The organism is Colwellia sp. MB3u-45 (assembly GCF_014077005.1).
Taxonomy (GTDB): domain Bacteria; phylum Pseudomonadota; class Gammaproteobacteria; order Enterobacterales; family Alteromonadaceae; genus Cognaticolwellia.
In genome coordinates this window covers 111,427-123,572 of record NZ_JACGVC010000043.1, presented here as the reverse complement: position 1 = coordinate 123,572, position 12,146 = coordinate 111,427, and the positions used below count along the sequence as shown (strand labels likewise).

The 12,146-nt window shown below is 39.3% G+C and carries 12 protein-coding genes; 7 read left to right on the top strand and 5 right to left on the bottom strand.

Translation table 11 applies throughout. The features are described from left to right. Positions 1-1,007 precede the first annotated feature (1,007 nt). From H4J41_RS05290 to H4J41_RS05280, 3 genes are read left to right on the top strand one after another with little or no spacing between them, the layout of a single operon-like run. Positions 1,008-1,280 (top strand): OadG family transporter subunit, encoded by a 273-nt coding sequence (locus H4J41_RS05290; protein WP_182136175.1) that lies wholly within the window; start codon positions 1,008-1,010, stop codon positions 1,278-1,280. 9 nt (positions 1,281-1,289) lie between these two features. Further along, positions 1,290-3,062: a sodium-extruding oxaloacetate decarboxylase subunit alpha gene (gene oadA / locus H4J41_RS05285; RefSeq protein WP_182136174.1), complete on the top strand. Its 1,773-nt coding sequence runs from the start codon at positions 1,290-1,292 to the stop codon at positions 3,060-3,062. A gap of 8 nt (positions 3,063-3,070) precedes the next feature. Next, positions 3,071-4,198: a sodium ion-translocating decarboxylase subunit beta gene (locus H4J41_RS05280; RefSeq protein ID WP_182136173.1), complete on the top strand. Its 1,128-nt coding sequence runs from the start codon at positions 3,071-3,073 to the stop codon at positions 4,196-4,198. A gap of 143 nt (positions 4,199-4,341) precedes the next feature. Here H4J41_RS05280 and pdxH read toward each other — a convergent pair whose 3' ends face one another. Together pdxH and H4J41_RS05270 are read right to left on the bottom strand one after the other, a co-directional pair. Further along, complete coding sequence (pdxH, locus tag H4J41_RS05275) at positions 4,342-4,995, bottom strand: pyridoxamine 5'-phosphate oxidase (RefSeq protein WP_182136172.1); 654 nt, start codon at positions 4,993-4,995, stop codon at positions 4,342-4,344. 148 nt (positions 4,996-5,143) lie between these two features. Continuing rightward, a complete protein-coding gene (locus H4J41_RS05270; RefSeq protein ID WP_182136171.1) occupies positions 5,144-5,323 on the bottom strand; it encodes a PA3496 family putative envelope integrity protein in 180 nt (59 codons plus the stop codon). 351 nt (positions 5,324-5,674) lie between these two features. On the opposite strand from H4J41_RS05270, the gene H4J41_RS05265 reads away from it, so the two are divergent. After that, positions 5,675-8,038: a GNAT family N-acetyltransferase gene (locus H4J41_RS05265; RefSeq protein WP_182136170.1), complete on the top strand. Its 2,364-nt coding sequence runs from the start codon at positions 5,675-5,677 to the stop codon at positions 8,036-8,038. 57 nt (positions 8,039-8,095) lie between these two features. Here the strand turns inward: H4J41_RS05265 and H4J41_RS05260 are convergent, their stop codons facing one another. Continuing rightward, entirely contained in the window at positions 8,096-8,317 is a 222-nt protein-coding gene (locus H4J41_RS05260) for a hypothetical protein (protein ID WP_182136169.1), read from the bottom strand. 1 nt (position 8,318) lies between these two features. Next, positions 8,319-8,537 (bottom strand): hypothetical protein, encoded by a 219-nt coding sequence (locus tag H4J41_RS05255; RefSeq protein ID WP_182136168.1) that lies wholly within the window; start codon positions 8,535-8,537, stop codon positions 8,319-8,321. Positions 8,538-8,775: 238 nt separating this feature from the next. Between H4J41_RS05255 and H4J41_RS17810 the strand changes: the two genes are divergently transcribed. Next, complete coding sequence (locus H4J41_RS17810; RefSeq protein WP_182136167.1) at positions 8,776-8,994, top strand: hypothetical protein; 219 nt, start codon at positions 8,776-8,778, stop codon at positions 8,992-8,994. 191 nt (positions 8,995-9,185) lie between these two features. Then, positions 9,186-9,545 carry a YbaN family protein gene (locus tag H4J41_RS05245; RefSeq protein WP_182136166.1) on the top strand — a complete coding sequence of 120 codons (360 nt, stop codon included), beginning with the start codon at positions 9,186-9,188 and terminating at the stop codon, positions 9,543-9,545. A 111-nt stretch (positions 9,546-9,656) separates the two neighbouring features. On the opposite strand, the gene H4J41_RS05240 is transcribed toward H4J41_RS05245, so the two are convergent. Continuing rightward, positions 9,657-10,235 (bottom strand): DUF4202 domain-containing protein, encoded by a 579-nt coding sequence (locus tag H4J41_RS05240; protein WP_182136165.1) that lies wholly within the window; start codon positions 10,233-10,235, stop codon positions 9,657-9,659. 246 nt (positions 10,236-10,481) lie between these two features. Here H4J41_RS05240 and H4J41_RS05235 point away from each other — a divergent pair, with 246 nt between their 5' ends. Continuing rightward, positions 10,482-12,119, top strand: a complete 1,638-nt coding sequence (locus tag H4J41_RS05235) for a CTP synthase (RefSeq protein ID WP_182136164.1) — start codon at positions 10,482-10,484, stop codon at positions 12,117-12,119. Positions 12,120-12,146 lie beyond the last annotated feature (27 nt).

Genomic DNA, 12,146 nt, shown 5'->3' with positions numbered 1-12,146 from the left:
CTTTTAACCCAGTCATTAACAATACGTCGACTAATATGTAAGTTTCGTGCTGTCTGTGTGTTATTAGCGCCACTTTTGATATGAGAAAGCGCCATCAAACGAACCCGCATTCGCCCATTAGTTTCCTTTGCTATAAGAGATTTAAAATCAATGGATTCAAGTGTGATCATAACGACTGATATCAATGTATGAAAAATGAAACCAATTAGATCACAAATTTAATCAAAATGGTATTACCTGTTCACTTTGAATGGTTAAAATGAAAAGTTACAGCGTCATAAAATTTATAAGATAAGGTAAATAACCACTGATTAAATTTTATGCTTCGTATTTAGCTATTTTTCCGGATGAAAAAGTAGAGCGCTTAATTAATTAAATTGTTATTAGTGCGCTAAGTGCAATAAATAGTAAATTTAGCATAAGCAAAGTGTGTGAAATATTGTGACTATCGGTTATTTTTTTGAGTCAGTGTAATTTAGACACTCATTTGGTTGAGTATTTTTATAGTTATTAGCTTGCCTCTGAATTAGTCAAAGATGAGTTTAAAGACCTTTTGATCGACATTCTTATTATCAACAACATTTATCTGAAACTAAAAATATGCATTACTAGTATTTTAATACTGACTAAATAAGCCATTATTTAGTCTAATCAGTAGATGTTTTTTTAGATTTTTATTGATCATAAAATAATGATATTTTGTGATTAATGTAGTTTTTTTAAGCAAAACAAGGTGGTTCATTAGTGTCGGCTTTAAGTTTTGTATATTGTATAATATCCTTGTTTTTCTTTTTCTAATAACCGTTATTCATGGATTTGATATTGTATACAATTTACTTGATATACCATTTTGTATAAAATAATGACGAAATATCATTAGATTTAGTTGTTTTTTTGAACTATTTTAGCTTGACATTGTTTTTTTTTACCAATTTGTAATAATTTGTTTGCTTTTTACACATTGGAGTGATTATTCTAATTATATAAAATTGCTTGAGAGTAAAAAAATGGAAAATCTTCAACAGTTATTTATTGAAGCAGGTACTTTAATGCTAGCCGGTATGGTATTTGTATTTACCTTTTTAGGTTTGCTGATTGTTTTTATCAAGGTTGTGCTGGTTAGGTTGGCAACAAAATTTCCTGATGCGATTGTTGAAAGTAGAGCCTCAAGTAAAAAAAACAATAAAAAACAAGATGGCAACGGTGTATCACCGGCAGTCGTCGCAGCAATCTCTTCTGCTGTTACCCAATATCGTCAACAACATTCTGCACAGAAATAGGAAATGACCATGACTAAGCCCTTAGGAATAACTGAAGTCGTCTTACGCGACGGCCATCAATCATTGCTCGCCACACGTTTACGTTTGGAAGATATGTTACCCATTGCTGCTAAAATGGATGAAATTGGTTATTGGTCAATTGAATCTTGGGGTGGCGCAACATTTGATTCTTGTATTCGTTATTTAGGTGAAGATCCTTGGGAGCGTCTTCGAGCGCTAAAAAAGGCGATGCCAAAAACAAAACAGCAAATGTTGTTTCGTGGTCAAAATATTCTAGGTTACCGTCATTATGCTGACGATGTGGTAGAAAAATTTGTTGAGCGCGCTCACGTTAATGGCATTGATGTTTTTAGAATTTTTGATGCGATGAACGATGTGCGTAACTTACAAACATCGATTAAAGCTGCGGTAAAAGTTGGCGCGCATGCTCAAGGAACCTTAAGTTATACTGAGAGTCCTGTGCATACCCTTGAAGGCTGGCTAACCATGGCTAAGCAACTAGAAGACATGGGCGCACACTCTTTGTGTATCAAAGATATGGCTGGCCTGTTGAAGCCTTACGATGCCGCTGAGCTTATTAGCCGTTTAAAAGAAACTGTTGCTTTACCTATTGCACTACATTGTCATGCCACAACAGGCTTGAGTGTTGCGACACACATGAAAGCCATTGATGCAGATATTGACGTGATCGACACGGCTATTTCATCAATGAGTATGACTTACGGCCATTCACCAACAGAAACTATTGTTTCTATTGTTGAAGGTACAGCACGTGATACTGGCTTAGACATGCTTAAATTAGCAGAAGTAGCCACTTATTTTCGTGAAGTGCGCGAAAAATATGCCCAGTTTGAAGGTAGCTTGCGGGGTATTGATGCGCGTATCTTAGTCGCACAAGTACCTGGTGGCATGCTAACCAATATGGAAAGTCAATTAAAAGAGCAAGGCGCGGCGGATAAGCTTGATGAAGTGCTAACAGAAATTCCAAAAGTGCGTAAAGACCTGGGTTATATTCCTTTGGTGACACCGACTTCACAAATTGTTGGTACTCAAGCGGTATTAAATGTCCTTACCGGTGAACGCTACAAGTCAATTACCAAAGAAACGGCTGGTGTATTAAAAGGCGAGTACGGTAAGACTGCCGCGCCAGTTGATGCTGAATTACAAGCAAGAGTGCTCGATGGCAAAGCCGCAATTACTTGTCGCCCAGCAGACTTACTTGACCCAGAAATGGATAAATTATCGGTTGAATTGCAACAAATTGCCGAAGAGAAAAATATTACGCTAGCTGAAGACACTATCGATGATGTGCTAACTTATGCATTGTTCCCACAAATTGGTTTGAAATTTTTAACCAATCGCAATAACCCAGATGCTTTTGAGCCCGCACCGACTAAAGCCTCTGCTAAAAGTGCGACTGCAGCACCAGCAACGAGTTCAACAAACACTGGCCCTGAAAGTTACGCGGTAAGTGTTGACGGTAAAGTCTTTGACGTTGTTGTTGCCCCTGGTGGTTCAATAGATACTATTGCGCCAGCGAGCAAAGCACCTGCGGCAAGTTCAAGCGATGGTGAAGCTTTAAAAGCGCCTTTAGCGGGTAATATTTTTAAAGTGTTGGTAAATGAAGGTGACGAAGTCGAAGCAGGCGAAGTGGTTATCATTATGGAAGCGATGAAAATGGAAACTGAAATCCGGGCAATAACAGCCGGTGAAATATCAGCTATTCACACCAAAGAAGGTGACTCAGTCGCCGTTGGTGATATCTTGTTAAGCTTGGTATAGGATAACCCATGGATTCTTTAAAATTATTGTGGATGTCTACAGGCCTAGCAAACTTTGAATTAGGCCAAGTGATCATGATGCTAGTGGGTTGTGGTTTACTTTATCTTGCCATTGCCCGTAACTTTGAACCGCTATTATTAGTGCCGATGGGTTTTGGTGCTATTTTAACTAATATTCCTGCTGCCGGCTTTTCTGAAGTAGGTGGTTTGCTGCATTACATTTACTACGCTGGAATTGATACTGGCATATTCCCGTTATTGATCTTTATGGGCGTTGGTGCCATGACAGATTTTGGCGCGCTGATTGCTAATCCTAAAACATTGTTATTAGGTGCTGCTGCGCAATTTGGCATATTCGCCACTTTGTTTGGTGCCATAGCGTTGAACTTTGTTGGTCTAGACTTCTCTATGAAAGATGCCTCAGCTATCGCTATCATTGGTGGAGCAGATGGTCCGACCGCGATATTTTTAGCGTCAAAACTTGCTCCTGACTTACTGGGGGCGATTGCTGTTGCCGCTTATTCGTATATGGCATTAGTACCAATTATTCAACCGCCAATCATGCGAGCATTAACCACAGAAGATGAACGTAAAATTGAGATGGCGCAATTACGTCATGTCACAAAAGTTGAGAAAATTATTTTCCCACTGGGCGTTTTAATGATGACAATTTTCTTTCTACCGGCAGCAACGCCGTTAGTGGGTATGTTTTGTTTGGGGAACTTAATGCGCGAGTGTGGCGTGGTAGACCGCCTAAGTTCGACAGCACAAAATGAGTTAATTAATATTGTCACTATCTTCTTAGGACTAGGTGTTGGTTCTAAGTTAAGCGCTGATCAATTCTTAAATGCTAAAACTTTAGGCATACTCGCGTTAGGCGCAATAGCATTTTCTATTGGTACTGCTACGGGTGTGTTAATGGCGAAGCTAATGAATAAATTTGCTAAAGAAAAAGTTAATCCACTCATTGGTGCCGCGGGTGTATCGGCAGTGCCAATGGCTGCTCGTGTCGCTAACAAGGTTGGTTTAGAGGCTAATCCACATAACTTCTTACTTATGCATGCGATGGGGCCAAACGTTGCTGGTGTGTTAGGCTCAGCGGTTGCTGCCGGCATATTGTTAGCTTTAGTCGGATAACTTTACAACAGACACAATATTAAAAAAGGAGCCATGTGCTCCTTTTTTGCTTGATGGTATGGGTGAACCCACTTAGTTGCATTAAATTGTTAATGTGTTTAAGGCTACTAAGTTTAAGGCTAGTATGTTTAAGGTTATGGCGTTTAAGGTTGCAGTTTGAAATTTTTCCATTGATTGTTATGTTGTTTAAAACAAACTCTGTCATGCAAACGGCTCGCTCGGCCTTGCCAAAACTCTATATAGTTTGGTTTAATGCGCCAGCCACCCCAAAACTCAGGTAAAGGTACTGCTTTGCCAGCAAATTTTTTCGTGTAATAAGTAACGCTATCAGCCAGTTCAGTATCAGTTTGAATTTCGCTACTTTGTTTTGATGCCCAAGCGCCAATTTGGCTGCCGCGATCACGGCTATGAAAATATTTTGCTGACTGCTCAGCACTGACTTTTTCAACACAGCCTTCAATGCGAATTTGACGTTGCAATACATTCCAGTGAAATAGCAGTGCAATTTTGTCATTTTTATTTAATTCTTGGCTCTTTCTACTGCTGTAATTGGTATAGAAGATAAAACCATCTTGGTTAAACTCTTTTAATAAAACCATGCGACAGCTTGGTTGCCCGTCTTGGCTTACACTACTGACAGACATTGCCTCGGGCAGTAAAACACCCGACTTATTGGCGTCATCAAACCAAAGTTTAAATAATGAAAAAGGATCGGCATTTTCATCAATGGGTGGTAATGGCAAGGCAACGCCTTGACCAAAGGTAAATAAGCAGCGCAATTTTTCAAATAAAGTCATAATGTAGGATCATTAAGTAGCGTAGATATTAGACTAATAATATCAGCTTTATGTGATAAACAAATCGTTACTGATAAAATATTATCGATAATATTTACTGTTGGCTTCTAACTGAGTGGTAATACTTAACTTTGCACCACCTCATGGATTAGATATCCCAATTGTCTATGTCATCGAGTAATGCTTTGAGGCGTTTTTGTGCTAATAAGTCGTCAATGCGTTTTCTGACTTCGCTGTTATGTTTGGCCTGCTTGCCTTTAGGCAAGTCTTTGTCATAACTGTCCTGTTCGAAGTTTAGGCTAGCGTCATCTGTGAAATCGTCGCACATTTTTTATACCTAAGGCTTTTACAGTATTTTCTGTAATTACAATAAATAGTGGCTTAAACCTGTTAATGCTAGCTAAGGGTTAAATTTAATCGTACTCATTGTCATGATTGTCATCATAGTAAATCTAACAAAGATAGATAATTTGAACATAGGCAACTAATGGTAGATTTTCAACTAATTATTTTATTCTAAAAAAATGTTGTACTAAAAATGCTAAAGTGACGATTTTCTACCGTACAGTTATTTAGCTTTGATTAGTGCTTAGATCAGTGCTCTGCTAAGCTGCACCTCGCAATGAATTGGGTATATATCTCTTGGTGTTAGCCAAGATATTTTTTAAGGTTAAATAGCATGTCGAAAGAAAGTTTTTCTCACTGGTGTTTGCAGTTACAGCAACAAAATCAGGCTAAGCGCTGGCGTAGTTTAGTGGTGTTAGTGGGTGATGCTGCTTGGACTACTGAACAGCTTGAGACAAGTTTAACTTTATTTTTATCCGCCCAAGAGTCAAACGAGGAGCACCATAAACAAGGTCTTTTTTATGGTGAACTTGCCCATGCTAGTCGCGCTAATCAGTTAATTTCAGTCAATCGAAAAAATTATGCTCAGTATTTAGGTACTGAGCAAGACGTTATTGTATTTGCGGTAGAAAGTAAGGGTGTTAACAAGGTAGATAATGATGCCTGCCATGTCGAAAGTGATTTTGATGTTGATGCCTTTGCCGCGCTTTCGGGCACTTTAGTGGCTGGTGGCGTATTTTTACTTTTATTAAAGCCGTCGCAAGTCGAACAAGTTAACCAGGCACAATCGCAAGATTATTTCCTTCAACGTTTTATGCTGCAATTATCCGCTGAACATGGTTATTTCATTAAACAAGATAAAATCGAACTTCCAGCGTTATTGTCTTTGAATAAAACAGCGCAAGACAATCTTGTTGACGATGGACAATTAAGCACTGCTCAGCAAGTGAAAAACCTGCCATACGGCTGTTTCACTCAAGAACAAGTGTTAGCGGTTGAGGCTATGCTCAAGGTATTGTCGGGTCATAGAGATAGGCCTTTGGTACTAACCGCAGATCGTGGTCGGGGTAAGTCTTCAGCTTTAGCAATTGCTGCGTGTCAAATGTTGGCTAATGCTAAACAGCCACTAAAAATCATCATCACGGCGGCAAGTAAATCAGCACTTAACGTTTTTTTTCAGCAAGTTGAAACGCACTTGCCTGATGCCAAAGTTGGCATAAATAGTGTAGAGCATGCCAACGGCAGCATTGTTTTTTATGCTATCGATGTGCTGTTAAAAGAGCAACCCGAAGCCAGTATAGTCATGGTTGATGAAGCTGCCGCCTTGCCTGTTTATCTTTTGCAGCAATTACTTAGCCATTATCATCGCTTAATATTTGCCACTACTATTCATGGTTATGAAGGCGCAGGTCGCGGCTTTAGTCTTAAGTTTGCTCTGGTGCTGCAGCGATTGATGCCGAATTGGCGCAAAATGCACATTAATGAAGCTATTCGCTGGGCAAGTGATGATCCGCTCGAGCAATTCGTTTTTGCTAGTTGCTTGCTAAACGCCAAATTGCCTAATTACCCCAACACTTTCTTAGCCATGAATAATGCTATCCCTGAAATTAAAAGAGAGAGCAAAAGTGAGATCAAAAGAGAGATCAAGAGTGAGGCTAAAGTCGGGGCTGAAAGTCTGGCTAACAACGTGCAATCGCAAAGTGATTTACTTTCGCAATATAAGCTAGTGACCGAGCTTGTTACCCCCGCACAACTACTGCAAAACGAAACGCTTTTACAGCAAGTTTTTGCGGTGTTAGTAACAGCTCACTATCAAACCTCACCCAGTGATCTAAAGTTACTGCTAAACAATAGCGCTATATCATTGTTTGTACTTAAACGTGAAAACGATATTTTAGGTGTTGTTATGCTCATGCGAGAAGGGCATGCAGATGAAAAACTGGTTGAGCTAATTCGGGAAAATCAGCGTCGGTTACGCGATCAGTTTTTACCACAATCATTACTGATGCATTGTGGTATTAAGGAAAGTTTTAATTATAGTTATCAACGTGTGATGCGTATTGCGATACATCCTCAATTTCAGGGGCAAGGCTTAGGTAGACACTTTTTAAGTGCTATTGAACGCCATATTACACGCCAAGGCATAGACTTTATTGGCGCTAGTTTTGCGGGCAACGCTACTTTGCTCAAGTTTTGGCAGCAAGCTGGCTTCGCCGTTGCCCGAGTAGGATTTAGTAAAGACAAAGCCAGTGGTGAGCACTCTTGTTTGGTGACTAAAGCCTTAACGCCTAATGCTAGCCACTTACAGCAAGTGATTGTTGAGCAGTTTTACCAACAATTTGATTATTGGCTAACCGATGAGTTTACCCATATGCCAGCAAAATTAGTCTGGCAATTGCTCAAGGGTAATAAGACGTTGAAAACGTCGGTACTAGCGCGTGATATTTTGCAAAGCGTTAACGACTTTACTTCTGGCCAACGTCAATTTAGCAGCTGTGTTTATGCGCTACACCAATGGCTATTAAGGCATTGTACGGAACAGTTTAACCCTGAAGCATTACCCTTAGTTGCGCGTATTTTACAAAAACATAGTATTGAAAAAGTTTGCCAACAGTATGGTTTTACCGGTAAAAAAGCCTTAAACCTACACCTAATCAATTATATTAGGGCTCATCAAGTGCTAGTCCATAAATTGTAAACAGTCAGTGTTATACCCAGTTGATTAAAAATGCACAGGTCATTAATCAACTGGGTATTAAGCAAGGTCGTAACGCCATTGCCAATAATTTTTCATTTTATGATAGCTGCAATAATGATCAGCTATTTGATCAAAGTCTTCATGTTGCATAATTGCATTGATCGCAACACATATTTTTGCCAGTGACTGTTTGTTTGCTGATGGGTTGCAGCAACAAACGAAGGTTTCTAGCCAAGCTTCCAAATAGTAAATATCAACAATAGGTGGTTCTGTGGTCATTTTATTTCTCCGCGCTTTTTAAGTTAGTCGTTAAATTAGTTGTTGAATTAATACTTAAGTTCAGCAACGACTGCCATAAGGTACTACGGGCATTGTTGTCTAGGCATCTACAGTTATGGCCTGTTAAGGCGCCTGAGCTAATTAATTTTGCTAACAATAAAGCTGAAATTTCAACTTTGACTTTACCTCTACAGCCTTCATTTATCTGTCTTGATCCCATTATTCATCCTTAATATTTTTGATAAAACAGCTTTGTTAAAAACAATAATTGAAAACACAATTAAATGCAAATGATAATTATTATCATTTGAAGGTATCTCTGTTTTGGTATTAATAGGTTAAGTGAACGGTTAGAAAACAAGCTAGGTTATATTGAGGCGTGCCCTGCAATAAGTTATTCGCGTGAGCACTTAACCAAGCGTTATAAAGATGTTGTTGCAGTAAACAATATAAACTTTGTGATTCAAAAAGGTCATTGTTTTGGCTTGCTCGGACTCAAGGGTGTTGGCAAAACTACTGCCATAGAAATCATGAAAGGTATTATCAAAGCGAGCAAAGGCCAGTGTTTTATTATGCTAAGCCCATTGATGAGTCAATATCGCAAAAAGTTGGCATTGTATTTCAGCATACCGCCTTACAGACTTTGTTACGATGAAAGAAACCTTAAATCTATTTAGTGGCTAGTGCGCGTAAAATGATCACTGAAGCGGCAATATTAGCGGATATCAGTTACCATGTAGCCATTTTGATGCTAATGAACGCGGTCTTTTTAATCTTAGGGGCTTATTTGTTTGGCTGAAATACTGAGCGCTAGTTAATTGAAGATTAACGGCGGATTTTAACTCAAGTCTGAGGGTACTATAACGTTATGTTGTTAAAGATAGTGGGAATATTTTTTGTGGCATTAGCTTTTATTGGCGCTTTTTTACCTTTATTGCCCACCACACCTTTTTTATTGGTTGCCGCCGCCTGTTTTGCTAAGTCGTCGCCGCGATTGTATAACATGCTATTAGCCAATAAAGTGTTTGGGCCATTGATTTATCATTGGCAGCAATCTCGTTGCATTCCAAAACGCGCAAAAGTGCTAGCCTTAAGTTCAATGGTTGTTGCTGTATTGTGGTCGGGTTATATTTTGCCTACGATTTGGTTAAAAGTGTTAGTGGTTGCCTTGGTTGTCTGGCCATTTATTTTTCTTTGGCGTTTACCTACTTCTAATAGCAATCTGTGAATGCCATTAAATGACCATAGGCCAGCAGGTAAATCGCCTGAAAAAGCTACCCCTGAACAAGTAGCCAAAAGCTCAGGGGGAAGTAAATGTTGAATATTGCAGGTTAAAGCACTAAGCCAGTGCTTTAACCACCAGCTGCGCTAAATGGGGCGGTAAGGTTAAGCTTAAGGCAATTTCTTGGCCTTGCGTTGACATTTTTCGCCAGGTCAGCTGTAAAATACGAATGATTTTTTCTTCTTTATGTTTAGCGGCCAAGGCATCAAAATAGTATTGTAAAAACACTAAGCAGGCTACGTCTTCCAAGGTTTGGCTTTCACTGTTCGATTTTAAGTTTTCTTTACGAATAATCGTCGCGCTGGTTTCAGCGGCCTCTTCACTATAGCCATGCTCAAGCATTATGGCTTTAGCGGTAGCCGCATGAAAAATACCTAATTCTTTACGCCAGGTTAAATACCCTTTTTTGCCAATGGCGAAGTCGGTACGTTTTAAGTGCCAGCGTTTTACGTGTTGTGCACGAACCGCAACCTGTAAATTTTCACTGGCATCTGGCCAATATTTTTCAAGGCAAGCTGTCATGTATTGACCGTACAAAAGCTCTTTAGGTTGGCTAATGCCGTCAACAATCGTGGTGTTGATATCGGCTTTATTTATGGTGTCGATAGCATCTAATACTTTTTGTAGTTGAGTCATAATGATTAATTTTTATTTTTTGCAAAGGAAAACACCAGTTTACCCCGTTTTTTAATATATACAATCATGCTTTAAGGCCAATATTGAGTATTTAAATGAAATTTTGTGCAACTAGATGCCTTGATCATATTGTTGTGTACACGGCTTTTCAGTATAATGTTTTCCCGTCCTACTAAATTTATTTGTTAACCAAACATCAAATCAATTTAGTGCAAAATTTCTGTTTTTCCTGACTCTGGGTATCGCATGACAACTAGATATATTTTTGTTACTGGCGGCGTTGTATCGTCTCTTGGTAAAGGTATTGCTGCAGCATCACTAGCCGCAATTCTCGAAGCACGTGGTTTAAAAGTTACCATGCTTAAGCTTGACCCTTATATTAATGTTGATCCGGGTACAATGAGCCCAATTCAGCATGGTGAGGTTTTTGTTACCGAAGACGGAGCAGAAACCGATCTAGATTTAGGTCACTACGAACGTTTCATTCGAACCAAAATGACCAAGCGTAATAACTTCACTACGGGCCGTATCTATCAAGATATTCTAGCGCGCGAGCGTAAAGGTGAGTTTTTAGGTGCCACTATTCAAGTTATTCCTCATATTACTAACGACATTAAACGTCGAGTGATTGAAGGTGCTGAAGGCTACGATATTGCCATGGTTGAAATTGGCGGCACTGTGGGTGACATTGAATCACAACCCTTCTTAGAAGCTATCCGTCAGTTAGGGGTAGAATTAGGCCGAGAACGTGCGATGTTTATGCACTTAACCTTAGTGCCTTATATTGCTACCGCCGGTGAAATCAAGACTAAACCTACCCAGCATTCTGTGAAAGAATTACGTTCAATCGGTATTTTTCCAGATATTTTAGTTTGTCGAAGTGAGCGTGCTATTCCCGCTAATGAACGCGCTAAAATTTCACTATTTACTAATGTCGAAGCAAAAGCGGTTATTTCATTGCGCGATGTTGACTCTATTTATAAAGTGCCCGCCTTACTTAAAGCGCAAGGCGCTGACGAGTTAGTGGTTAAGCGTTTTGGCCTTGATGTTCCCGAAGCTGACTTATCTGATTGGGAGCAAGTACTTTATAAAGAAGCTAACCCATCAGGTGAAGTGGTTGTTGGTATGGTCGGTAAATATACCGAATTACCTGATGCATATAAATCAGTTAATGAAGCGTTAAAGCATGCCGGCATTAAAAACCAAGTAAAAGTTAAAATTCAATATATTGATTCACAAGATGTTGAGTCTAAAGGGGTTGAGCTTTTTAAAGGTTTGGACGCTATTTTAGTCCCTGGTGGCTTTGGCGAACGTGGTGTTGAAGGTAAAATTTTAACCGCACAATATGCGCGTGAAAATAAAATACCTTATTTGGGTATTTGTTTAGGTATGCAAGTGGCATTGATTGAGTATGCCCGTAATGTTGCCGGTTTAACTGACGCACACAGTACCGAATTTAATACCAAAACACCTTACCCAGTTGTTGGCTTAATCAACGAATGGTTAGATGAAGAAGGTAAAGTTGAATACCGTAATGCTGAATCTGACTTAGGCGGAACCATGCGCTTAGGCTCACAATTGTGTCACATTATGAAAGGTACCAAGGCATATGACGTATATGGTAGTGAAACAATTTATGAGAGACACCGTCATCGTTTTGAGGTAAATAATAACTACCGTGAACAATTAAGCAAAGCAGGTTTAGTGTTCTCGGGATTATCTGCGGATAAAACATTAGTTGAGGTGATTGAAAATCCTAATCACCCTTGGTTTATTGCTGGGCAATTCCATCCTGAGTTTAATTCAACTCCTCGTGATGGTCACCCGCTTTTTGCTGGCTTTATTGCCGCCGCTTTTGAACATCAAAAGCAGCAAGCAAGTTAAATCAAACTCATGAAAACCGTAGCTTAT